A 24,612-nucleotide genomic window follows, 5' to 3' on the forward strand; every position below is an offset into this window, starting at 1 on the left:
AAAATGCCGGTGCAAATGCCCATCTCTATCAATACGGTCATACAGACCCTCCCTTTCTGCTGCCTGGCCATTTGCGGGGCAGCTTCAACTCACAGGAGAACTCGGTGCGCTGGTTACCGTTCGTGATTTTTTTTGTTTTGGCCTGGATTGAGATCTCAATCTTCATTCAGGTCGCGCATGCGCTGGGCGTGCTGCTCACCATGCTATTGGTGATCTTCACCTCGTGTATTGGTGTGTCGCTGGTGAAAAATCAGGGCATGAAGAACTTCCGTTTGATGCAGGAGAAGCTGGCGCGTAACGAAAGCCCGGCGGCTGAGATGACCAAAAGCGTTTCGCTGATTATCTCCGGCTTCCTGCTGCTGTTGCCCGGTTTCTTCACCGACTTCCTCGGTTTACTGCTGCTGTTGCCGCCGGTGCAGAAGCATCTGACGTTGAAGCTGATGCCGCACTTGCGCGTATGGCGAGGTCCGGGCGCCGGTCCGGATGCGGGTTTCACCGTGGACGGTGAATATGAGCGCAAAGATCAGGACCAAATAGGTCATGACAAAGACCATTAGATAATCAAGGCGGCGCAAGCCGCCTTTTTGTTGCTTTTTTCGCCGTCTGTTGCAGAAACGAAAATATTTATATTTTTTGCCCTTGAAAGCCCACTTATTGCCCCTATCTCTTCCAGCACGAGGCTGGAAGCCCTGCTGTCCGGCTCAACCCCAAAAATGAATGATTGGACTTTCTAAAGGAGAGCTATCAAATGAAAATTCGTCCATTGCACGATCGCGTTATCGTCAAGCGTAAAGAAGTCGAAGCTAAATCAGCGGGCGGCATCGTGCTGACCGGTTCAGCTGCCGGTAAATCTACCCGCGGTGAAATCCTGGCTGTTGGCAAAGGCCGCATCCTGGAAAACGGTGAAGTTAAGCCACTGGACGTAAAAGTGGGTGATCTGGTGATTTTCAGCGAAGGCTACGGTGCCAAAACCGAGAAAATCGACAACGAAGAAGTTCTGATCATCTCCGAAAGCGACATCCTGGCAGTTGTTGAAGCGTAATTTACGCGCAATTCACTGAACGAAACGAATTTAAGGGATATTTGAAATGGCAGCTAAAGACGTAAAATTCGGTAATGACGCACGCGTAAAAATGCTGCGCGGCGTAAACGTACTGGCAGATGCAGTAAAAGTTACCCTGGGCCCGAAAGGCCGTAACGTGGTTCTGGATAAATCTTTTGGTGCACCGACCATCACCAAAGATGGTGTTTCTGTTGCGCGTGAAATCGAGCTGGAAGACAAGTTCGAAAACATGGGCGCACAGATGGTGAAAGAAGTGGCCTCTAAAGCGAACGACGCAGCAGGCGACGGCACCACCACCGCAACTGTACTGGCTCAGGCCATCATCACCGAAGGCCTGAAAGCCGTCGCTGCGGGCATGAACCCGATGGATCTGAAGCGCGGTATCGATAAAGCCGTTATCGCCGCCGTTGAAGAACTGAAAACCCTGTCTGTGCCTTGCCAGGATTCACGCGCGATTGCACAGGTTGGTACCATCTCTGCTAACTCTGATGAAACCGTGGGCAAACTGATTGCAGACGCGATGGACAAAGTGGGCAAAGAAGGCGTTATCACCGTTGAAGAAGGCACCGGCCTGCAAGATGAGCTGGACGTGGTTGAAGGTATGCAGTTTGACCGTGGCTACCTGTCTCCGTACTTCATCAACAAGCCAGAAACAGGCGCAGTTGAGCTGGAAACCCCGTTCATCCTGCTGGCTGATAAGAAAATCTCTAACATCCGCGAAATGCTGCCAGTGCTGGAAGCCGTTGCGAAAGCCGGTAAGCCACTGCTGATCATTGCAGAAGACGTGGAAGGTGAAGCCCTGGCAACGCTGGTGGTGAACACCATGCGCGGTATCGTCAAAGTGGCTGCGGTTAAAGCACCTGGCTTCGGCGACCGTCGTAAAGCGATGCTGCAGGATATCGCTATCCTGACCGGCGGTACCGTGATCTCTGAAGAGATAGGTATGGAGCTGGAGAAAGCCACCCTGGAAGATCTGGGTCAGGCAAAACGCGTTGTGATCAACAAAGACACCACCACCATCATCGATGGCGTGGGTGATCAAGGCGCTATCTCTGGCCGCGTAACGCAGATTCGTCAGCAGATCGAAGAAGCAACCTCTGATTACGACAAAGAGAAACTGCAGGAGCGCGTAGCGAAACTGGCAGGCGGCGTAGCCGTGCTAAAAGTGGGCGCAGCAACTGAAGTTGAAATGAAAGAGAAGAAAGCACGCGTTGAAGATGCCCTGCACGCGACCCGTGCTGCGGTTGAAGAAGGCGTGGTTGCCGGTGGTGGTGTGGCGCTGGTTCGCGTTGCAGCGAAAATCGCCGCATCTGGCCTGAAAGGCGATAACGAAGATCAGAACGTGGGTATCAAAGTTGCGCTGCGCGCAATGGAAGCCCCGCTGCGTCAGATCGTTTCCAACGCCGGCGAAGAGCCTTCAGTTGTTGCTAACAACGTGAAAGCAGGCGACGGTAACTACGGTTACAACGCGCAGACTGAAGAGTACGGCAACATGATCGACTTCGGTATCCTGGATCCAACCAAAGTGACTCGTTCTGCGCTGCAGTACGCTTCATCGGTTGCGGGCCTGATGATCACCACCGAAGCGATGGTGACTGACCTGCCAAAAAGCGACGCACCTGATTTAGGCGGCGCTGGCGGTATGGGTGGCATGGGCGGAATGGGCGGCATGATGTAATTGCCCCTGACTGCTTAAGTCATCTGGAAAACCCCCGATCGGAAACGGTCGGGGGTTTTTCTTTTGCTGGGGAACAAGGTATAAGTAAGGGCGCAATACTTCGGCTTTACGGGTTTAGGGCAATGAATGTTCAGAAAAAAAGTGCGCTTTTCTGCTACGCTGCCGCCCGACACTGATGATAATAAATGGGGATTACAATGCGGATTAACCTCTTGCTCGGTCTGGCAGTTGGAACTTTACTGCTGGCGGGCTGTAGCAGCTCCAATCAACTGAGTGCTGGCGGCGAACGTGTGACCTTCGTCGACCAACAACCCGCAAGTCAATGTCAGCTGCTGGGAACGCTTACCGGCTCTCAGAGCAACTGGCTGAGCGGTTCAGGCGGTGAAGGCAGTTCACTGCGTGGCGCAGCTAACGACCTACGCAACCGCGCGGCAGAAATGGGCGGCAACGTGATTTATGGCGCCACCAGCCCGACGCAGAATCTGCTGTCAGCTTTCGCACCGCTCGACAGCAAAATGACCGGCCAGGTGTATAAGTGCCCGTAAGTTGCAGTTGTAAAAAAAGCCGCTGATGCGGCTTTTTTTATGCCTGACGCAGCTGCAAATCCAGCGGCGTCTTGCTTGGCTCGCCGCCAATCTCACGCGCCAGTTTCGGCACCATATAACCGGAAACCATCGGCAGCAGCTGGCGCATCAGCCCACGTGCTTCCTCATCTGACACAAAGAAGTGCGCCGCGCCTTGCACCTTATCCAGCACGTGCAGGTAGTAGGGCAGAATGCCAGCATCAAACAGCGCATTACTGAGATCCGCTAGCGTCTGCGCATCATCATTCACATCACGCAGCAACACGCTCTGATTGAGCAGCGTCACGCCGGCACGCTTCAGCATCTGCATGCCGTAACGCAGCTCATCATCAATTTCCTGCGCATGGTTGATATGGCTCACCATCAATACCTGCAGGCGCGTGTCCGCCAGAATCTGACACAAGCTTTCGGTGATACGCGACGGGATTACCACCGGCAAGCGGCTGTGAATACGCAGGCGTTTGAGATGCGGGATTTTCTCCAGCGCGCCCACCAGCCATGCCAGTTCATGATCTTTCGCCATCAGCGGATCGCCGCCGGAGAATATGATCTCGTCCAGTTCCGGATGCGTGGCGATGTAGTCAATCGCTGCCTGCCAGTTGCGCTTGTTGCCCTGATTATCCTGATAGGGGAAATGACGGCGGAAACAGTAGCGGCAGTTGACCGCACAGCCGCCTTTTACCAGCAGCAGCGCTCGGTTTCTATACTTATGCAGTAAACCCGGCACAACGCTGCTTTGTTCATCCAGCGGATCGGTGCTATAACCTGGCGCATCGATAAATTCCTGACGGCTGGTGAGCACTTGCAGCAGCAGCGGGTCGGTCGCATCGCCTTTTTTCATGCGTGCGATGAAGGCGCGCGGTACGCGCAGGGCAAAAAGCTTGCGCGCATCGGCGCCTGCAGCCAGATCAGCATGCTGATCAAGAGATAAAAGTTGCAGTAATTCAGCAGGTTCGGTGACAACATCAGCTAGTTGCTGCAACCAATCTTCTCTGACGGGGGGATTTAGGGTTACAATGTGTGCCATTTTTTTGGCTATTTACCAGTTCAATATTTACAGAGGGCCTTTATGGCGACTTATCTTAGCAACGATTTCCGTCCCGGTCTTAAAATCATGTTCGAAGGCGAGCCATATGCCATCGAAGCCAGTGAGTTCGTTAAGCCGGGTAAAGGCCAGGCATTTGCGCGCGTTAAAATGCGTCGTCTGCTGACCGGTTCTCGCGTTGAGAAGACCTTCAAATCTACTGACTCTGCCGAAGGCGCAGACGTTCGTGATATGACGCTGCAATACTCTTACAACGACGGCGACTTCTACTACTTCATGCACCCAGAATCTTTCGAGCAGTATCAGATCGAATCTAAAGTGCTGGATGACGTGACCAAGTGGCTGCAGGACAATGCGGATTGTATAGTTACCCTGTGGAACGATAAAGCGATCGCTGTTCAGCCACCGAACTTCATCGAAGCGGAAGTTATCGAAACCGATCCAGGCCTGAAGGGTGATACCGCAGGTACCGGCGGTAAGCCCGCTACGCTGTCGACTGGCGCGGTAATCAAAGTGCCACTGTTCGTACAGATTGGCGAAGTAGTAAAAGTAGATACCCGCTCTGGCGAATACGTTTCTCGCGTAAAATAATCGTCAAATCAGGCGCATCATTGATGCGCCTTTTTTCTCACTGTGTGTCTCCCTTCTCTTTTTTCATCCGTCCAATCCGCAGTTTTACAGATCAAGGCTATGCTTTAAGAGCTGTACTTTTACTGCAACCAAAAAGGATATGGCTATGTTAAAGAAAAGTATTGTCGCGATTTTTTCCGTGCTGGTGCTCTCATCCGTTCTGACCGCTTGTAACACCACGCGTGGTGTTGGCGAAGACGTTTCGGCGGGCGGCAAGGCAATCCAGCGCAGCGCACAGTAAGATAGTCCGGTGCGAAAGCGACTTTCGCACCGGTCCTCCTTATTTCTGCTCCACCCAAATCAGCTCATCCACCGGGAATCCGGCACTTCTGGCCTGTTCAACCAGGCGTTGCTTAACATTTTCATCCAGCTGCGGCGTACGTGACAGAATCCACAAGTAGCTACGATTCGGCCCGCACACCAGCGCATAGCGATAGTCAGGATCCAGTGCGATCACGTTGTAGCCGCCATAGAACGGGCCAAAGAACGACACCTTCAGCGCGGCGCGCTGTTTATCGCCGGTGAAATAGGCTTTGCCAACGCTCTCTTGCCAGCGCTGTTTCTGCTGATTGTAGCCGCGGTTGATCACCTTCAAGCCGCCGTCCTCGCGCGGACTATAATTAGCGGTAACCTGTTGTAATCCTCGCTCAAAGCGGTGATCGAGTCGGGCGATTTCATACCATTGGCCGAGATAGCGCTGACTGTCGAAACCTTCTACTACCGTAACACCTTTAGGCGGCGCGGTTGAGCAGGCAACGGAGAGAAACGCGCTCAGGCTGGCAAGCAGGGTTTTCCATGGGGACATTGTGGGATTCCTCTACGATTTTAATGGGTTAAGTATAGCTGCCCGCTAGCAAATTGCTGCCTGCGCCCGCTGCCGTTGTTTGCCTTCGGCATTGCGGGTAGACTTCCACCCCTTATCTGTATGAGGAGTCATCAACATGAGCGAAACGGCAAGCTGGCAGCCGAGCGCACCCATTGCCAATTTGTTGAAACGCGCCGCTATCATGGCGGAAATACGTCGTTTCTTTGCCGATCGCGGCGTGCTGGAGGTCGATACCCCGGCGATGAGCCAGGCGACCATCACTGACATCCATCTGGTGCCGTTCCAGACGCGTTTTGTTGGGCCAGGCGCAGCCGAAGGGCGCGATCTGTGGCTGATGACCAGTCCGGAATATCACATGAAGCGCCTGCTGGCGGCCGGAAGTGGTCCGATTTACCAGATGGGTCGCAGCTTCCGTAATGAGGAGGCCGGGCGTCACCACAATCCCGAGTTCACCATGCTGGAGTGGTATCGTCCGCACTACGACATGTACCGCCTCATGAATGAGGTGGACGATTTGATGCAGCAGGTGCTGGAGTGCGACAGCGCGGAATCTCTGTCGTACCAGCAGGCGTTTATCCGCCATCTGGAAGTCGATCCGTTATCGGCTGATAAAGCGCAGCTACGCGAAGTGGCGGAGAAGCTGGGCGAGGGCGAGTTGGCCAATCGTGAAGAAGACCGCGATACGCTGCTGCAGCTGCTGTTTATGCTGGGCGTTGAGCCGAAGATTGGTAACGATAAGCCGTGCTTCGTCTACCATTTCCCGGCGACGCAGGCCGCGCTGGCGGAGATCAGTACAGAAGATCACCGCGTCGCCGAGCGCTTTGAGGTCTATTACAAAGGGATTGAGCTGGCGAACGGTTTCCGTGAATTAACCGATAGCCGCGAGCAGCGTCAGCGCTTTGAGCAGGACAATCGTCGTCGTGCTGCGCGTGGCCTGCCGCAACATCCTATCGATACCTATCTGCTGGATGCGCTGGCGCACGGTATGCCTGCCTGTTCTGGCGTGGCGTTGGGCGTGGATCGTTTGATCATGCTGGCGCTGAAAGCCAGCTCGCTAAGCGAAGTGATCGCCTTCCCGGTCGATCGCAGCTAAATCATCAGGGCGCGCAAGCGCCCTTATGGCGTGGTGGTGGCGGGCGCGGTCACTTCCGGGAATTCCTGAATCGTCACCGGCAAGGTCATTTTCTTTTCATTACGCAAGATCTGCACGTCAATCACCGAGCCCGGCCGAATTTCTGCCACCTGATCCATGGTTTCCTGCGCCGAGAGCGCCGGTTTACCATTCACTTCCAGCAGCACGTCATTGGCCTGAATGCCGGCGCTATCGGCGGGGCCGCCCGGCGTGACGTCGCTAACGATAATGCCCTGCACGCGATCAAGATTACTGCCCTGGCCGTGCAGCGGCGGCAGTTCGCGCCCGGTGATGCCGATGTAGCCGCGAATCACCCGACCATCACGAATCAGCTTATCCATGATTTTGCTCGCCAGCGCGGTGGGAATGGCGAAACCAATTCCTTCCGGCGTTTCGCCATCGCTGCTTTTATCAAACGTCAAGGTGTTAATGCCCATCAGTTCACCCAGCGAGTTAATCAATGCGCCGCCCGAGTTGCCCTGATTGATCGAGGCATCGGTCTGCAGGAAGTTTTGTCGTCCGGATGAGCTCAGACCCACGCGTCCGGTGGCGCTGATAATGCCTTGCGTCACGGTTTGGCCGAGGTTGTATGGGTTGCCGATCGCCATGACGACGTCGCCGATGTGCGCGATACGTTTGGCGTTGATGGGGATAACCGGCAAGTTGGAGGCGCTGATTTTCAGCACCGCTAAATCGGTCATGGCATCGGAACCCACTAAGGTGGCTTCGAAGAAGCGTCCATCCTGCAGCGCGACGATGATTTGGTCGGCGTTATTAATCACGTGTTTGTTAGTGAGGATGTAGCCTTTGCCGTTCATGATGACGCCGGAACCCAGCGTGGTGATTCCGCGATTATTGTTGCCGTGGGCGCTGCGGTTATAGACGTTAACGACCGCGGGCACGGCACGTCGCACACCCTGATTAAAACTAACGGGTGCTTCATCGTCGCTGTTGTCTTGATCAAAGGTGACGTTGCTGCCCATACGCAGCGCAGGGATCGCGACGAGCAGTAAGCCAGCCACGATCAGGCCCATCACCACAGAACGCAAAAGTTTAAGAAACATGGTGTTATTTCAAGCCAGGTGAGATCGCAGGGCAGAATAGCATGAGAAAGGCGGACAAACACCTGCTTGTCCGCCTGTTGCGAGGATTATCGCAGAAGCAGGTAAATCGTCTCTTCGCCGCGCACCACGTTCAGTGCCAGCACCGGCGGTTTGCCTTCCAGCACTTTGCGCATTTCGGCAATAGAAGCGACGCGATTGCGGTTTACGCCGATGATCACATCATCTTTCTGCAAACCGACTTGCTCCGCTGGCGTGCCTTTTTCAATGGCATCGACTTTCACGCCTTTATCACCGGTTTTGGTCGCGCCGTCGCTCAGCGTTGCGCCTTGCAGTGCAGGCGACATCAGCTGCGCGCTGGCGGTGGTTTGCGCGCTCTGTTCCAGCGTGACAGTGACGTTGACCGGTTTGCCTTCACGCAGCAGGCCGATTTTCACATCCTGGCCCGGCGGCGTGGTGCCGACTTTCACACGCAGCTCAGCAAAGCTGGTGATTGGCTTATCATTGATGGAGGTGATGATATCGCCGGCTTTGATGCCCGCTTTCTCGGCGGCTGACTTCGGCAGAACTTCCGAAACAAAGGCACCGCGCTGCGCATCAACGTTAAACGCTTTGGCGATATCGGCGGTCATTTCCGTACCTTTGATACCAAGCTGACCGCGCTTCACTTCGCCGAACTGAATCAGCTGCTGCGCCAGGTTCATCGCCATATTGGCGGGAATGGCAAAGCCAATGCCGATGTTGCCGCCGCTTGACGCCAGAATCGCGGTGTTGATACCAATCAACTCACCATTCAGGTTCACCAGCGCACCACCGGAGTTACCGCGGTTAATCGCGGCATCGGTCTGAATGAAGTTTTCCAGTCCTTCCAGATTCAGGCCGCTACGACCGAGCGCAGAGATGATGCCCGACGTGGCGGTTTGACCCAGACCAAACGGATTACCGATGGCCACGGCAAAATCACCCACTTTCAGCGAATCAGAGTCGGCGATTTTCACCTGCGTCAGGTTTTTCGCGCCTTCAACCTGGATCAATGCGATGTCGGTTTGTTCATCGTGACCAATTAACTTAGCGTCATATTCGTTGCCATCACCCAGCTGCACGCTGATTTTATCGGCGTTGCTGACCACATGGTTATTGGTGAGGATATAGCCTTTAGCGGCATCAATGATCACGCCAGAACCCAGACCTTCAAAAGGTTGCGGCTGCGATTGTCCCGGTGCCTGACCAAAAAAGCGCTTCAGTGGTTCAGGAATATCCTGCGCCTGCTGACCGCTGTCGGTACCTTCAACACGCACGCTCACTACTGCGGGCAGAACTTTTTCCAGCATCGGTGCCAGGCTTGGCAATGCTTGTCCCTGAATCTGGGCGGGAAGAGTTGCCAGCGCACTCGGCGCCGCAGCCAAACTCATCCCGATACCTAAGGCTAATGCGCTTAACAGACGTGCTTGTTTTTTCATTGCTACAACGCTCTCGCTGCGAAAGGGATAAAAGAAGTGTGACAGTAGTTTGTGGTTTGTGTTCGAAAACGAAAAGGGCACAGCTAAGCTGTGCCCCAAAAGGATTAATTACGCGGAGCGCGGTCGCTGCCACGTAACAGGCCGGATGCGCCTTCAGAGTAATCACGCGGCATCTGCACCGGCGCCTGATCGTTATCCGCTTCGGCTTCCGTTAACTGGTAGGCAAACGGATTTTTCTCGCCGGGCAGATTTGGCAGCAGGTCGTTAGACCCTTTCGCCATGTGCTGATACAGCTGGCGATAATCATGCGCCATATTGTCCAGCAGCTCGGCGCTGCGGGCGAAGTGGTTGGTGAGCTCCTCGCGGTAATCGGCCAGCTCAGCCTTCGATTTTTCCAGTTCATACTGCATGCTACGCTGCTCACGCAGCTTCTTGTTGCCAAAACGCATGACGACTGCGCCGACAATAATGCCAATCACTAAACCAATCAGCCCGTATTCCCAGGTCATAATGACTCCCGTGTAATTTCCGTTGTTTCGTAGGGCATTGCTTCTGTTGCAACATCAACTTCAATAGCAGCCACTATACCCAATAATCTATTGGAAGTGGAACTATCGGGCTGCATCGCTTAGTGTAGAGCGGCCTAATTTTCGTCAACCGACCCGTGAATCGGACTTTTTCAGGGATTCTGTGAGAACCATGCAAACCTCATCTCCGCTTGCACGCTACGAGCAGGCGCTGTCGCAGGGCGAATTCCGCCCGGATGACGTACAACGAGAAGCGATTACCCGCTTAGATACCATCCAGCAAGGATTGATTGCCCGCCAGCAACAGGTTGAACCGGCTGCCAAAGGTCTGTTTGGCCGCTTGTCTAAGATAATGAATAAAGAGAAAAGCACCCGCGAAGCGCCAGTGCGCGGACTGTATATGTGGGGCGGTGTAGGACGCGGTAAAACCTGGGTGATGGATCTGTTTTTTCAGTCAATTCCTGGTGATCGTAAGCTGCGCCTGCATTTCCACCGCTTTATGCTGCGTGTCCATCAGGAACTGACGCAGCTGCAAGGCCACAGCGATCCGCTGCTGATTGTCGCCGATCGCTTTAAAGCGGAAACTGACATTCTCTGCTTCGATGAGTTTTTTGTCTCAGATATCACCGACGCCATGCTGCTGGGCACGCTGATGGAAGCGCTGTTTGCGCGCGGCATCTCGCTGGTAGCCACCTCGAACATTCCGCCGGATGAGCTCTATCGCAACGGCCTGCAGCGCCCGCGTTTCCTGCCTGCCATCGAACAAATCAAGCGTCATTGTGAAGTGATGAACGTGGACGCCGGTATCGATTACCGTTTGCGCACACTAACGTCGGCGCATTTGTGGAACTTCCCGCTCAACGAGGCCACGCATAGCGAAATGGAGCGCATGTTCCGCGCGCTGTCCGGCAAAGCGCGTGAAGACGCGCCGGTGCTGGAAATCAACCATCGCCAGATGCCCACGCTGGGCGTGCATGAAGGCGTGCTGGCGATCAATTTCCTGACGCTGTGCGGCGAAGGGCGCAGTCAGCACGACTATATTGAGCTCTCGCGCCGTTTTCACAGCGTCTTGCTGTATGATGTGCCGGTGATGATTTATAAGACCGAAGATCAGGCGCGCCGCTTCCTTGCGTTGGTCGATGAGTTCTACGAACGCCACGTGAAACTGGTTGTCGCGGCTGAAACATCACTGTTTGAAATTTATCAGGGCACACGCTTGAAGTTTGAGTATCAGCGCTGCTTGTCGCGTTTGCAGGAGATGCAGAGCGAAGAGTATTTGCGTCTGCCGCATCTGCCCTGATGACGTGGCATAAATCGTAGGTTTTAGATGCAAAAAGGTTCGATCTTTGAGTTCGACTTCTCTATAATCTTGCGACCCCACGTTACAGCATCGGTTTTCTTTCCCAAGAACTCGATGTGATCCGGTAACTCACTTGAAGGGGTGGCTTGCTGGGCAAAATGGTCGTGTGAGCCTCAATCGTTTACTTAGCGTTTGGGATTTCACCAACGTGTAACTTTTTATTTGGGTAAGCTTTTCAATGAAAACTTTTACAGCTAAACCAGAAACCGTACAGCGTGACTGGTATGTTGTTGACGCAACGGGCAAAACCTTGGGTCGCCTGGCGACTGAACTGGCGCGCCGTCTGCGTGGTAAGCACAAAGCGGAATACACTCCGCACGTTGATACCGGTGATTACATCATCGTTCTGAACGCAGAAAAAGTTGCTGTAACCGGCAACAAGCGTACTGACAAGATTTACTATCACCACACTGGCCACATCGGTGGTATCAAGCAAGCGACCTTTGCAGAGATGATCGAGCGCCGTCCTGAGCGTGTGATTGAAATCGCGGTTAAAGGCATGCTGCCGAAAGGCCCACTGGGTCGTGCTATGTACCGTAAACTGAAAGTTTACGCAGGCAACGAGCACAACCACGCGGCGCAGCAACCGCAAGTTCTTGACATTTAATCGGGATTATAGGCAATGGCTGAAACTCAAAACTACGGCACTGGTCGCCGCAAAAGCTCTGCCGCTCGCGTCTTCATCAAGCCGGGTAGCGGTAACATCGTAATTAACCAGCGCTCTTTGGAGCAGTACTTCGGTCGCGAGACTGCACGCATGGTCGTGCGTCAGCCGCTGGAGCTGGTTGATATGGTTGGTAAATTTGACCTGTACATCACCGTTAAAGGTGGTGGTATTTCTGGTCAGGCTGGTGCGATCCGTCACGGTATCACACGCGCTCTGATGGAGTACGACGAGTCTCTGCGTTCTGAACTGCGTAAAGCGGGCTTCGTTACCCGTGATGCGCGTGAAGTTGAACGTAAGAAAGTCGGCCTGCGTAAAGCACGTCGTCGTCCGCAGTTCTCCAAGCGTTAATTGTTTGCTGCTTCGGCAGCGGCAGTTGGCTCAAAAAACCCGCTTCGGCGGGTTTTTTATTGCCTGCATTAATGATTTTTTCCCACGAAAAACGCGAGCTTTACCCGCATTTTGCCCGCAAATCATCACGCCCGCCCCACAAGCTGCTTAAAATCTGGTAAACTCACTGTCACTTTGCGCCTGCAAGACGCAGCGTTGTGCATGTCGTTCCTGTCCGGAAGACCGGTCGATGCTCCTGACGCTGACGGTAGGCGAATCTGATGAGCCGGTGAGTCGCCGCGTGGTTGGCTATTCGCAGTATCTTTTTGTGAACAAACTTGGAGGTTTTCATGGCTGTCGCTGCCAACAAACGTTCGGTAATGACGCTGTTTTCTGGTCCGACTGACATTTTCAGCCATCAGGTACGTATCGTACTGGCTGAGAAGGGCGTCAGCGTGGAGATCGAGCAGGTTGAAACGGATAACCTGCCGCAGGATCTGATTGACCTCAACCCGTATCGCACCGTACCGACGCTGGTCGACCGTGAACTGACGCTGTATGAATCACGCATCATCATGGAATACCTCGATGAGCGTTTCCCGCATCCACCGCTGATGCCGGTTTACCCGGTAGCGCGCGGTGAAAGCCGTCTGATGATGCACCGCATTGAGCAGGATTGGTACAGCCTGATGCGCACCATCGAAACCGCCAACGGTGCCGAAGCCGATGCAGCGCGTAAGCAACTGCGCGAAGAGCTGCTGGCGATTGCACCACTGTTCGCACGCACACCGTTCTTCATGAGCGAAGAGTTCAGCCTGGTGGATTGCTATCTGGCACCGCTGCTGTGGCGTCTGCCGCAGATGGGCGTTGACCTGTCTGGCGCCGGTTCTAAAGAGCTGAAAGGCTATATGACGCGTGTGTTTGAACGTGACTCTTTCCTTGCGTCACTGACGGAAGCAGAACGTGAAATGCGCCTGCAAGCTCGGGGCTAATGTATGGAAATGTCGCAACTAACGGCGCGTCGTCCTTACCTGTTGCGGGCGTTCTACGACTGGTTGCTGGATAACCAGTTGACGCCGCATTTGGTGGTCGACATCAATCTGCCTGGTGTGCAGGTGCCGCTGGAATATGCGCGTGATGGACAGATCGTTCTGAACATCGCGCCGCGTGCGGTAGGCAATCTTGACCTCGCCAATGATGAAGTGCGTTTCAACGCGCGTTTCGGTGGCGTACCGCGTCAGGTTTCTGTGCCGATGGCTGCAGTTCTGGCGATTTATGCCCGTGAAAACGGCGCTGGCACCATGTTCGAGCCGGAACCGGCTTACGAGCTGGCGACGGACGAGCAGGAAGGTAGCGGTCAGGAAGAGACAATGATGTCTGTGATTGATGGCGATCGTCCGGATGATACGACTGACGACGATCATTCGCCAGATGATGAGCCGCCGCCGCGTGGCGGACGACCTTCACTGCGTGTGGTGAAGTAAAACGTGCAATAAAAACGGGCCAATTGGCCCGTTTTTTTTATGCCTGCGCGTCTTAGTAGACGTCGCGCAGGTAGCGTTTATCTTTCTTCAGCTGATCAACGTAAGCCGCCGCGCGCTCGCTGGACAAGCCACCGAACTGACGAACCACTTCATACAGCGCCGCATCAACGTCTTTTGCCATGCGAGATGCGTCGCCACACACGTAGAAGTAAGCGCCATCCTGCAGCCAGGCGTAAAGCTCAGCGCCTTTCTCCAGCATGCGGTTCTGCACGTAGATCTTCTCTTCCTGATCGCGCGAGAAGGCCAGATCCAGATTAGTCAGCAGACCTTTCTCCTGCCATGCCTTCAACTCTTCTTCGTAGATGTAATCGTGTGCCTGATGCTGGTCACCGAAGAACAGCCAGTTTTTACCTTCTGCGCCCGTTGCCTGACGTTCCTGCAGGAAGGCGCGGAACGGTGCGATACCGGTGCCTGGTCCAACCATGATCAGCGGCGCATTGCCGTTTGACGGTACACGGAACGCTTTATTTGGTGAGATGAAGATCGCCGGCTTTTCGCCGCGACGTACACGTTCAGCCAGATAAGTTGAGCACACGCCTTTACGCTCGCGGCCGCTGCTGTGATAGCGCACGGAAGCAATGGTCAGATGTACCTGATTTGGGTGGGCTTTCGAGCTCGACGAGATGGAGTAAGCGCGATGCTGTAACGGACGCAGCATGGCAACGAATTCCGGCACCGACAGGCTGCGCGTCAGCTCGAGCTGCAGCAGATCCAGCGTGTCTTTGCCCCACAGCCAAACGGCAAGGGTATCTTTATCGTCGTGCTGCAGGACGTGACGCAGTTCCTGGTTGGTGGTGTGCTGGCCAACCCACTCAATCAGTTTGCGTGATGGCTCGGAAATTTCGAACTGATAAGTCAGCAGATCGCCGAGGTTGCGATCAAAGCTGGGAACTGGCGTTTCGTAATCTGCTTTGAGCTGAGTCAGCAGCAGTGAAACCAGTGCTGCGTCGTTCACCGGGATCACACCCAGCGCATCGCCCGCTTCATATTTCAAACCGCTGTCGGTGAGATCAAACTCGAAGTGACGAATATCTTTCGCCGACTCTTCTGCCGAAAGACGCTTGTTAGTCACCAACGCAGCCGCATAGGGGTTTTGCTTATTGCTGCCCGGAATGACGGGCGCTTCTGGCGCGCTTTCTAATGCTGTACCGCTGCTGCCTGCACTGGCGGCGAATTGCGGCATCGCCGTACCAATCCACGCGCTGGATGGCTCTTCGAAGTCGATATCGCAGTCGATACGATCGGCGACGCGTTTTGCACCGAGCTGCTCAAGACGCATATCGATGAATTTACCTGCCTGGCAGAAACCGTCGTAGCCGGTGTCGCCAATCGCCAATACCGCAAAGTGCATCTGCTCCAGACGCGGCGCGGTGCTGGCTGAAATCGCGTTCCAGAACAGCTGGGCGTTGTCCGGCATTTCGCCTTCGCCGTAGGTCGAGGTGACGATCAGAACGTGACGCATGGTAGCGAACACATCCAGATCCACTTCGCCCAGCGCTTGAACCACCGGCACCAAACCTTTGGCGCGTGCGGCTTTAGCGGCCGTTTGCGACAGCGCTTCAGCGTTGCCGGTCTGTGAACCGAACAGGATGTGCAACTGCGTATTGGTGCTGGCACCTGCAGCCGGTGCGCTCTGCTTGTCTTCTAATACCAGCAGGCGCGAATGGAGACCGGCGAGGAAGCCCGCCAGCCAGTATTTCTGCTCACCGTTAAACGGTGCATCTTCAGGAATGTAAGGAATTTTCATCGGTAAGGCTCAATCCTGTTCAAAATTTTATCCCTGTCATACTTCAGGTTGCAGATGCGTTTGCCGCCTTTCTGCACCTTGAAGTAGTGAGGGAAAGGTCAAAATTACACTTGTTCATGGGCGCTGTAATCAGGAAAGTTTCCCGACCGCAGCAGCGATTTCTGGCAGTGCAGCACGCGCAAACAGCTCTTCAAAATCAGGCAGATGACCAAGCACTTCACGGTTGCAGGCATCCTGATAGATGATCCAGCCGTAAGTCGCCAGGCTGTCCATCGAGCGAATGTTGCGCTGCGTTAATGCCGCTTTGTAATCTGACATTCGTTTCGCAGCGATCAGGCTTGCCAGCTCGTCATCGCTGTAACTCTCAATCGCCGAGCGTGCATGACGTTGCAGCTTGCTGATGAGCGTGAAATCTTCGGTCATCAGCAGATTACGTACCGCTTTTTCTACTGCTGGATCTTCCACCGCCGTGCCTTTCGGCAGTTTGCCCAGCGCCAGCTGCTGTGCGAGGCTGAGAACGGTGTAGTTGTTCAGCAGAACAAACATCTCCAGCGTATCGGTCGCGCCATAAGCCGGAACTGCGCCGTTGGCAATGGTTTTACCGTCACGCCACGCTGATTTGAACTTCGCAACCTGATGCGCAGCCAGCGAGGTTGACAGCTCTTCAAGCAGGTCTTTACGTGATTTGGCTTTCAGGATCTCGGTGCCATCCTGATACAGCAGCAGTGAACGCGGCATCACATAAACAAAGTGGTGGCACTCGGTTTCCCAGTTATCCAGCAGCCAGGCCGCGCGTGGCGATTGGGTTGCTTCCAGATGCCAGTTCAGCATGGTCAGCACCGCTTGTTTGTGCACTTGCGCCATTTCATCTTCATCGGCGATAGAACCAAACAGCACCGAATCACCTGCTGCGTGGGCTGCCAGCGATCCATACGGATCGTACTGGTAAGCGAAACCGCCGCTCATGCCGTTGCCAAAGCCTTTACCAAAGGTGCCAAGGTTGAGGATGGCGCCGTTGGTCATGTATTCGCAGCAGAAGTCACCAACGCCTTCCACTACCGCGGTTGCGCCGGAGTTACGCACGGCGAAGCGGTCACCCGCCTGGCCCTGAACGAACAGACGACCACCAGTCGCGCCAAACAGCGCGAAGTTACCGATCAACACGTTGCCATCGCTATCCAGTGCGCCGCCGCCTGGTGACATCACCACCAACTCGCCGCCGCACTGGCCTTTGCCGACACCGTCGTTACAGGTGCCGTAATGCTTCATCTGCATGCCGTCGTTGCAGAACGCGCCGAACGACTGGCCAGCAGAGCCGCTGGTGTTAATCAGCACGGTGGCTGGCGCCAGATAGTGACGACCGCGATCGTCTTTCAGCACCGCTGGCAATGCAGCCAGCTGCTCTTTCGAGAGTTCATGGTTCAGCATGCGTTCGATATCGATCGCCAGCTGACCACCGACGCTTTTGTTACGGTTGTTCAGCGTGATGCCCGCGCCCAGCGCGATTTCACGGCTTGCCGCGCCAACCAGCTGCGTTTTCAGCTCGCTGACCCAGCCATCATCCAGCTCAAAGTCTTTTTCCAGATACACCGGCTTGGCAATTTTCTGCTCTGGCACCACGGTCAACATCGCACGCAGATCCAGTTTGCCGACTTCCAGCGGGTGATCCATCAAGTGCAGCAGATCCGAACGGCCACGCGCTTCACGCAGGGAACGCAGACCGAGGCGGGCGAGGAACTCACGCACTTCCTGCGCCACGTTGATGAAGTACTGCGCCAGCTGACGCGGATCACCATCAAAGGCTTCGGCGTTGGTGGTTAAACCGGCCGGGCATTTGACGTTACAGTTTTTCGCCATCACGCATTTCAGCATCATCAGCGCGGTGGTGCCGAACTCGAAGCTATCGCCGCCGAGCAGGGCAGATTTGATCACATCGCTGCCGGTTTGCTGCGCGCCAGAGCAGCGCAGCTGCACTTTGTCGCGCAGGCCGTTGGCACACAGCGCCTGATGCACTTCAGCGATGCCGATTTCCGCAACGCGGCCGGTATATTTCAGGCTGGTAACGGACGCTGCGCCGGTGCCGCCGGTGTTACCCGCGACGTTAATGACATCCGCGCCGGCTTTCGCCACGCCGACGGCGATGGTGCCGATACCTTCAGAGGAAACCAGTTTGACGATGACGCGCACGCGCGCGGCTTTACAGTCGTGGATCAGCTGCGCCAAATCCTCGATGGAGTAAGTGTCGTGGTGCGGCGGCGGTGAAACCAGCTCAACGCCCGGCGTACCGCCACGCGCTGCGGCAATCTCAACGGTCACTTTTGGTGCCGGCAGCTGGCCGCCTTCACCGGGCTTCGCGCCCTGACCGATTTTGATCTCCAGCTCTTCCAACATTGGGTCAGCAAGATAAGCCGCCCACACGCCGAAACGCCCGGATGCCAACTGCTTGATACGTGACGCGCGGATGGTGCCGTGACGTGAATAGTGCTCGCCACCTTCACCACAGTTACTCATGCCGCCAACCATGTTCGTACCGTGCGCGACAGCTTCGTGCGCCGGCGCAACCAACGCACCGTGGCTCATCGCACCGGAAGCAAAGGTACGGGTGATTTCGTGGGCTGGCTGAATCTCTTCCAGCGGCAGCGATGGCAGCGCGGTGAAGATCAGCGACAGATAATCGGCTGCTTTGCCGTAAGCGGTGATGTGCAGCACGCCATTCGCCACGTTGCTGTTTTCGATATCGTCGGTGAAACGGGTTTTCAGCGCCCGCGCCAGCGCTTCCAGACGCTCGCTTTCCGGTTTCAGGCCAGCAATGGCATCGATCAGACGCAGCTCGAACTGGTTCAGACTACCGTTCACTGCTTCACATTTCAGGCCACGCGTAGCGAAACCGTTGTTCACCAGCGAGTAGCGGCCCAGTTTACGGCCGAATTCGGCTTCGCTGTCTACGTGGGTCAAATCGCACGGCAGCGCGAGGATGTCACGTAGCGCCGCAGGACGGCGTTTACGCTCGGCATGCATCAGGCTGGAGAACTGACGGTAATCTGGCGTGATGGCAAAGCTGTCGATCACCTCATTTGGGATACGCTCGAAGCTGCTGTCTTTAAAGGCTTCCGCTTTGATGTTGAACGCGTTATCCAGTTTGGCCAGCGTCATCAAACGAATAAAGTTGTCCTCTTCGCGCTCTTTGTTAGCAAAGCGAATCGGTTGTTCCGTCATATCAATGAAGGTACGCACCGCGATGGTGCCGTATGAGTGGCCCGCGCCTTCAGCACGCTCTTTGAACAGGCCGAGCAACGGCACTTCCGCTTCGCCCTGAATTTTTAATGCGCTTTGATGCCAGTCTACCGCCATTTGGGCGATCGCCGGGAAGCCCGCGCCGCCGACCGGCGTTTTGATATTCGGGAAATACTTTTTCAATACCGGATCGTCGGTATTCAGGAAGTTCGGCTCGAAGAACTCGCCGCAGCTGTAGCTCTCAACGGTACAAAGGCCGACTTTACCCATGGTTTTCATCAGCGCTTTTTCGGCTGCTTTGGCATAGCGTTTAAAGGCTTTATTGCCTTCTTCGCCTTCACCGAATTTCTCTTCCGCACGCATCTGCACGCCGAGTGGGTAAACGGCAGAAGCACCGAAGCCCAGCGTCGCCGCGATATGGTGTGAAGAGATGCTTTGACCACTTTCGACCACCAGCGAAACATCCAGACGCAGACCTTCCTGCACCAGACGTTGGTTGATCGCCGACACCATCAGCAGCATCGGGATCGCTGCGTGAGTTGAAGAGATATGACGATCGGTGATCACCGCGATGCCGCCTTGCTGGCGTGCGAAATCCACTACCTGCTGGGCTAAGTCATCAATGGCTTTTTCCAGCGCGTTGGCGTTGGCCGCACGGCTGACGATATCTTTGCCGACCACCGGCTCATACAGCATCTCGAAACGCGCATAAGGAGCGACGGTTTGCTCGCGCAGGCGCAGCATGTCGAGGTGCGTCAGGATTGGCGTCGGAACAATGATTTGCTGACCTTTGCTGCGGCCGAGATGCGGCTTCGCACCCAGCGCCACACGCAGCGTCATGCCGTCCGCTTCACGAATGGAGTCGAGCGGCGGGTTGGTAACCTGGGCAAATCGTTGTGAGAAGTAGTGCGCCATGCCGCCTTCGTGGTCAGACAGGCCGTTGATGGCGTTGCCGTAACCCATGGCTGAGATCTTCTCAGCGCCGGTTTGCAGCATCGGATCCATCATGAATTTGAAGCTTTCCTGGTTGTAGTAGTAGGCGACAAAACGTTGATAGGTTTTGAGGTCACCACGATAACGCAGCGGCGAGCCGAGCTGCTCTGCCTGAATTTCTGGCAGGTCGGCGAGATCGATACGCGCTTTGCTCAGCAGTGACAGATAATCTTTTTCAGCGGCCAGTTTTTCCAGCGCTTCAACCGTAGTGTAAGAGCGTTTCTCTTTGTGATCGTAATAGAGCATGCCGCCCGCTTCGATACGGCCACGACGCAGCACGCTTTCCGGTGGGAAGGCGATCTGGCCCGCTTCAGACATCGCTCCGATGTACTCCGCGGTTTCAACGGAACGCAGCGGACGCAGACCGAGGCGGTCAAGTCGCGCGCCGATCACTTCACCGTTACCGAAGATCAGCGCAGCTGGGCCATCGTTCTTCTCTTCATATAAAGAGAAGTACTCGAGCATGGCGCGCACTTCGTTCGAGAGCGAGGTATCGTTCTCCCACGCTGGCGGCATCATCGAAACTACGGCGTTGATCAGGTCGAGGTTATCTTCCATCAAACGGCTATGGATGCTCTGGTCGAGACGCGAACTGTCGGACTGACCTTTTGGACGCACGATTTTTTTACCGCGCGCCAGCATCAGTGCCGCTTCGGCAATGCGGTTTTTACGATCGGTGTTCAGCTCGCCGTTGTGCGCCATTAAGCGGAATGGCTGCGCCATGGTGGTATGCGGATCGGTGTTGGTCGAGAAACGGGTGTGGAAGAACAGCCCGCGCACCTGATGATCGGCATCGGTCAAATCTTTGAAGTAAGGAATCACTTCGTTGGAGTTCAGACGCGCTTTAAATACCTGCGTGCGCGAAGAGAGCGACAGCGGATAGAGGCCGCCGAATTCGCTTTCGGTAAAGGCGCGCGCTTCGATATCCAGCAGCGCGCGATAAATCTGGCGCTCGAATTCGAGTTGTTCAGTCACTTCCTGCGGCGCGGCAAAAATCCACTGCACAATCGGCAGCTGGAATTGCAGGGCGGCCGGGCGCGTCACGCTGCCGTCCAGCGGCATATCGCGTTTCACTAATACCGGGAAGTTATGCGCCGCCAGCGTTTCTTCAACCAGACGCTCAGCGTTTGCACGCAGTTCTGCGTCTTTTGGCACAAAGAAGTTACCGACGCCAAAACGTCCGGCTTCCAGCGCCAGACCGGTGACCTTGCGGAAGAAGTTCAGGGAGAGATCGACGTTCACACCCGCGCCATCGCCCACGCCTTCGGCAGACATGCCGCCACGGTGCGGAACCGTGCACAGCGCGCTATGGGCCATCCGCAGAATCTCATGAGTCTGCTCGCCGTCCTTACGGGTAATGAAACCTACACCACAGCTGTCACTGCCAGCTGATGGGTCATACAAACCATAGGGATTCGGTTTTTGCGTGGACATTGAGAGTCTCCTTAAACTTCTTTTGACATTACCTGCATTATTTCGTGTACCGCAGCGTGACAATGTAAGCCAGCGCGGCGGTATCAATTCTTGTGCCGCTCAGTAAAGAGCAGGCGTCGCAGCACCGAGCAAGGGCTCTCAAGACACTGTTGTCACGTCCTTAATGAGCTGCTCTTTTTATTCCGGTCTCTTTCGGGAGATAGCTTGCATCCAGAGGGAGGCTTCTTGCTGCATAGATATGCCGAGACACAGGCCCACCAGGAAAGCTTCCAGTGGAATTCCAACTTATCGGGAAAGCGAACTCAGGTCAAATAGCCAGCTTTAATGCGGGTAATCGCCGTTCTTGTCACTTAACTAAATGATTAATAAGGCTTTGTTGCGTAAATTTATGTCAATATCCCGCTGCGCATTCCCCCAGGAAGTGTGAGCCGTCTCACTGTGACCCAGCCCTCTAATATCCAAACAATGCTGGCAGAAAGGGTTATAACAGCATTTAATGCTGTTAGGGGCAGTTGATACACAGCATGTATCTGTTTTTCTTATGGCGTTATATTTGAATCAAAATGGCGCTGCCATTAGTAAAATTAATCACGCAAAGCATGCGTAGAAAGTCATTTAAATTGAATGGGTATGCAATAAAGAGGTGCAACCATCAGGATGAATGGCTGCCAGGGTGCTGATTAGCACCGGATGTTGAGGAAAGGTTCGCAAAAGCGCGGCCCTCCAGATTATTCAGTTGGCAGAATTAGTCAAGCGCTTTGCGCATATAGAAGGGAACGTCGGCGAAATCACGCTGCGATGCACCATTACAGGGCATAACCTGCGTGATATGGCCGGGTGAAGCGGGGCAGCGCAGCGATAATTACGCTATCATGAGCCAGATTTCGTTCAGGGAGCTCGTAATGAAACAGATTCGTCTTTTAGCGCAGTACTACGTTGATTTGATGGTCAAACTCGGCCTGGTGCGCTTTTCGCTGCTGTTAGCCTCAGCGCTGGTGGTGCTGGCGATGGTGGTACAGATGGCCGTCACCATGGTATTGCGCGGGCATGTGGAGAGCATCGACGTCGTCCGCTCCATCTTCTTCGGTCTGTTGATTACGCCCTGGGCGGTCTATTTCCTCTCAGTGGTGGTCGATCAGCTGGAAGAGTCGCGCCAGCGCCTGTCGAAACTGGTGGATAAGCTGGAAGAGATGCGTACGCGCGATCTCGAGCTGAACCAGCAGATGAAAGAGACCATCACCCAGCTTAATCAGGAAATTAACGACCGTATTAAAGCCGAGCAGGCGCGCGAGCAGGTGATGGATAAGCTGCGCGAAGAGATGGCACGACGCGAGCAGGCGCAAATTGAGTTGGAACAGCAATCCTCCTTCCTGCGCTCCTTCCTTGATGCGTCACCGGATTTGGTGTTCTACCGCAACATTGATAAGCAGTTCTCCGGCTGTAATCGCGCCATGGAACTGCTAACCGGCATGAGTGAAAAGCAGCTGATTGGCCTGACACCACGCGATATCTACGATGACGAAGCCGCCACCAAAGTGCTGGAAACCGATGAGAAGGTGTTCCGCCACAATGTGTCGCTAACCTACGAACAGTGGCTGCAATATCCCGACGGGCGCAAAGCCTGTTTCGAAATCCGTAAAGTGCCCTATTACGACCGCGTCGGCAAACGCAGTGGCCTGATGGGCTTTGGCCGCGACATTACCGAGCGTAAGCGCTATCAGGACGCGCTGGAGAACGCCAGCCGTGAGAAGACAACCTTTATTTCGACTATCAGCCATGAGCTGCGTACGCCGCTGAATGGCATCGTCGGGCTGAGCCGCATCCTGCTGGATACCGATCTCAATCAGGAGCAGCTGAAGTACCTCAAAACCATCCACGTGTCGGCCATCACGCTGGGCAACATCTTCAATGATGTAATTGAAGTGGACAAAATCGAACGCCGCAAAGTGCAGCTGGATAATCAGCCGCTGGATTTCACCGGTTTCCTCGCCGATCTGGAAAACCTCTCCGGTCTGCTGGCGCAGCCAAAAGGGCTGAAATTTGTCATGGCGCCGGAGCTGCCGCTGCCCCATAAAATTTCGGCGGATGGCACGCGTCTGCGTCAGATTCTGTGGAACCTGATCGGCAATGCCGTGAAATTTACTCAGCAGGGCGAGATTGTGGTGCGCGTTGCCTATCGTCAGGATGAAACGCTGCACTTTGAAGTGCAGGATTCCGGCATGGGCATTCCGCAGGAAGAGCAGGATAAGATCTTCGCCATGTATTACCAGGTGAAAGATCAGCACGGCGGCAAGCCGGCGACGGGCACCGGCATCGGTTTAGCGGTCTCGCGTCGTTTAGCCCAGGCGATGGGCGGCGATATTAGCGTGAGTAGCGTCGCGGGGCAGGGTTCCTGCTTCACCGTGGAGATCAACGCGCCACGCGTCGCTGAGGAAGTGGAAGACGACAATCTGGATGACAGTATGCCGTTGCCGGCGCTGCACGTATTACTGGTGGAAGATATTGAACTCAACGTGATTGTTGCGCGTTCGGTACTGGAGAAGCTGGGTTGCAGCGTCGAAGTCGCGATGACCGGTACGGACGCGCTGGCGATGTTTGATCCGCAGGAGTTCGATCTGGTGCTGCTCGATATTCAGCTTCCGGATATGACGGGCCTCGACGTGTCACGTGCCATCCATCAGCATTACGCAGATGTGGCGCTGCCGCCGCTGGTGGCATTGACCGCCAATGTGCTGAAAGACAAAAAAGAGTATCTCGATGCCGGCATGGATGATGTGTTGAGCAAACCGCTTGCTGTGCCAGCGCTTACGGCGGTGATCAAGAAGTTCTGGGATTATCAGCCGGAGCTGGAAGAGATCGCCACCGAATCATCAGACGCGCAGTCGCGCACGCTGTTAGATGTGGCGATGCTGGAGCAATACATTGAACTGGTTGGCCCAGGATTGATTACCCAAAGCCTGACCATGTTTGAGCAGATGATGCCGGGCTACCTCGAGGTGCTGGATTCCAACATGATGGCGCGCGATCAAAAAGGCATTGCTGAAGAAGGGCACAAGATCAAAGGTGCGGCAGGTTCGGTTGGCTTACTGCATATACAGCAGTTGGCGAAGCAGATTCAGTCGCCGGAATTGCCAGCGTGGTGGGACAACGTGCAAGAGTGGGTCGATGAGTTAAAACAAGAGTGGCTGAAAGACGTGAACGTGTTACGTGAATGGGTAGCGGAGCGGGAAAAATTACAGGACGTTAGAAAAAAATGACCCCAGTCGAAACTGGGGTGCGCGAATACTGCGCCAACACCAG

At 54.9% G+C, this 24,612-nt stretch carries 20 protein-coding genes; 13 read left to right on the plus strand and 7 right to left on the minus strand.

Translation table 11 applies throughout. The features are described 5' to 3' along the window. Positions 1-104 precede the first annotated feature (104 nt). The 4 genes from ACYAC5_RS02325 to ACYAC5_RS02340 all read left to right on the plus strand — a co-directional run bounded on the left by ACYAC5_RS02325 (position 105) and on the right by ACYAC5_RS02340 (position 3,286). The gene (locus ACYAC5_RS02325) at positions 105-557 is read left to right on the plus strand and encodes an FxsA family protein (RefSeq protein ID WP_192236087.1); all 453 of its coding nucleotides are present in this window, start codon (positions 105-107) and stop codon (positions 555-557) included. Between the two features lie 191 nt (positions 558-748). Beyond that, entirely contained in the window at positions 749-1,042 is a 294-nt protein-coding gene (locus ACYAC5_RS02330; RefSeq protein ID WP_101762298.1) for a co-chaperone GroES, read from the plus strand. 46 nt (positions 1,043-1,088) lie between these two features. Beyond that, positions 1,089-2,741: a chaperonin GroEL gene (groL, locus tag ACYAC5_RS02335; RefSeq protein WP_101762297.1), complete on the plus strand. Its 1,653-nt coding sequence runs from the start codon at positions 1,089-1,091 to the stop codon at positions 2,739-2,741. A gap of 197 nt (positions 2,742-2,938) precedes the next feature. Further along, positions 2,939-3,286 (plus strand): DUF4156 domain-containing protein, encoded by a 348-nt coding sequence (locus tag ACYAC5_RS02340; protein ID WP_008104416.1) that lies wholly within the window; start codon positions 2,939-2,941, stop codon positions 3,284-3,286. Positions 3,287-3,323: 37 nt separating this feature from the next. Here the strand turns inward: ACYAC5_RS02340 and epmB are convergent, their stop codons facing one another. Then, positions 3,324-4,352, minus strand: a complete 1,029-nt coding sequence (gene epmB, locus ACYAC5_RS02345; RefSeq protein ID WP_192235896.1) for an EF-P beta-lysylation protein EpmB — start codon at positions 4,350-4,352, stop codon at positions 3,324-3,326. A gap of 42 nt (positions 4,353-4,394) precedes the next feature. Between epmB and efp the strand changes: the two genes are divergently transcribed. Beyond that, the gene (gene efp, locus ACYAC5_RS02350) at positions 4,395-4,961 is read left to right on the plus strand and encodes an elongation factor P (protein WP_034826669.1); all 567 of its coding nucleotides are present in this window, start codon (positions 4,395-4,397) and stop codon (positions 4,959-4,961) included. Positions 4,962-5,106: 145 nt separating this feature from the next. Continuing rightward, positions 5,107-5,241 carry an entericidin A/B family lipoprotein gene (locus ACYAC5_RS02355; protein WP_007886592.1) on the plus strand — a complete coding sequence of 45 codons (135 nt, stop codon included), beginning with the start codon at positions 5,107-5,109 and terminating at the stop codon, positions 5,239-5,241. A gap of 39 nt (positions 5,242-5,280) precedes the next feature. Here ACYAC5_RS02355 and ACYAC5_RS02360 read toward each other — a convergent pair whose 3' ends face one another. Further along, positions 5,281-5,805, minus strand: a complete 525-nt coding sequence (locus ACYAC5_RS02360; RefSeq protein WP_101762294.1) for a lipocalin family protein — start codon at positions 5,803-5,805, stop codon at positions 5,281-5,283. Between the two features lie 136 nt (positions 5,806-5,941). On the opposite strand from ACYAC5_RS02360, the gene epmA reads away from it, so the two are divergent. Next, entirely contained in the window at positions 5,942-6,919 is a 978-nt protein-coding gene (gene epmA / locus ACYAC5_RS02365; protein WP_101762293.1) for an elongation factor P--(R)-beta-lysine ligase, read from the plus strand. 23 nt (positions 6,920-6,942) lie between these two features. On the opposite strand, the gene degS is transcribed toward epmA, so the two are convergent. From degS to zapG, 3 genes are all read right to left on the minus strand, one after another. Further along, positions 6,943-8,022, minus strand: a complete 1,080-nt coding sequence (gene degS, locus ACYAC5_RS02370) for an outer membrane-stress sensor serine endopeptidase DegS (protein WP_110868088.1) — start codon at positions 8,020-8,022, stop codon at positions 6,943-6,945. Between the two features lie 86 nt (positions 8,023-8,108). Next, positions 8,109-9,479, minus strand: coding sequence for a serine endoprotease DegQ (gene degQ / locus ACYAC5_RS02375; protein WP_101762291.1), 1,371 nt, complete (start codon positions 9,477-9,479; stop codon positions 8,109-8,111). Between the two features lie 104 nt (positions 9,480-9,583). Next, positions 9,584-9,988, minus strand: a complete 405-nt coding sequence (gene zapG / locus ACYAC5_RS02380; RefSeq protein ID WP_064737767.1) for a Z-ring associated protein ZapG — start codon at positions 9,986-9,988, stop codon at positions 9,584-9,586. Positions 9,989-10,178: 190 nt separating this feature from the next. Here zapG and zapE point away from each other — a divergent pair, with 190 nt between their 5' ends. From zapE to sspB, 5 genes are all read left to right on the plus strand, one after another. Beyond that, a complete protein-coding gene (gene zapE, locus ACYAC5_RS02385; protein ID WP_192412560.1) occupies positions 10,179-11,306 on the plus strand; it encodes a cell division protein ZapE in 1,128 nt (375 codons plus the stop codon). A 238-nt stretch (positions 11,307-11,544) separates the two neighbouring features. Beyond that, entirely contained in the window at positions 11,545-11,973 is a 429-nt protein-coding gene (gene rplM / locus ACYAC5_RS02390; protein WP_007886599.1) for a 50S ribosomal protein L13, read from the plus strand. A 15-nt stretch (positions 11,974-11,988) separates the two neighbouring features. After that, a complete protein-coding gene (gene rpsI / locus ACYAC5_RS02395; RefSeq protein WP_007886600.1) occupies positions 11,989-12,381 on the plus strand; it encodes a 30S ribosomal protein S9 in 393 nt (130 codons plus the stop codon). A gap of 329 nt (positions 12,382-12,710) precedes the next feature. Beyond that, positions 12,711-13,352 (plus strand): stringent starvation protein SspA, encoded by a 642-nt coding sequence (gene sspA, locus ACYAC5_RS02400; protein ID WP_008104394.1) that lies wholly within the window; start codon positions 12,711-12,713, stop codon positions 13,350-13,352. Between the two features lie 3 nt (positions 13,353-13,355). After that, positions 13,356-13,844 carry a ClpXP protease specificity-enhancing factor gene (sspB, locus tag ACYAC5_RS02405; protein ID WP_462062358.1) on the plus strand — a complete coding sequence of 163 codons (489 nt, stop codon included), beginning with the start codon at positions 13,356-13,358 and terminating at the stop codon, positions 13,842-13,844. 52 nt (positions 13,845-13,896) lie between these two features. On the opposite strand, the gene ACYAC5_RS02410 is transcribed toward sspB, so the two are convergent. Beyond that, complete coding sequence (locus ACYAC5_RS02410; protein WP_192412549.1) at positions 13,897-15,651, minus strand: sulfite reductase subunit alpha; 1,755 nt, start codon at positions 15,649-15,651, stop codon at positions 13,897-13,899. Between the two features lie 129 nt (positions 15,652-15,780). After that, entirely contained in the window at positions 15,781-21,312 is a 5,532-nt protein-coding gene (locus ACYAC5_RS02415) for a glutamate synthase-related protein (protein WP_280172393.1), read from the minus strand. A 902-nt stretch (positions 21,313-22,214) separates the two neighbouring features. On the opposite strand from ACYAC5_RS02415, the gene arcB reads away from it, so the two are divergent. Beyond that, positions 22,215-24,569, plus strand: coding sequence for an aerobic respiration two-component sensor histidine kinase ArcB (arcB, locus tag ACYAC5_RS02420; RefSeq protein ID WP_192412546.1), 2,355 nt, complete (start codon positions 22,215-22,217; stop codon positions 24,567-24,569). The last annotated feature ends 43 nt before the right edge of the window (positions 24,570-24,612 follow it).

Source organism: Pantoea sp. y20 (assembly GCF_054903455.1).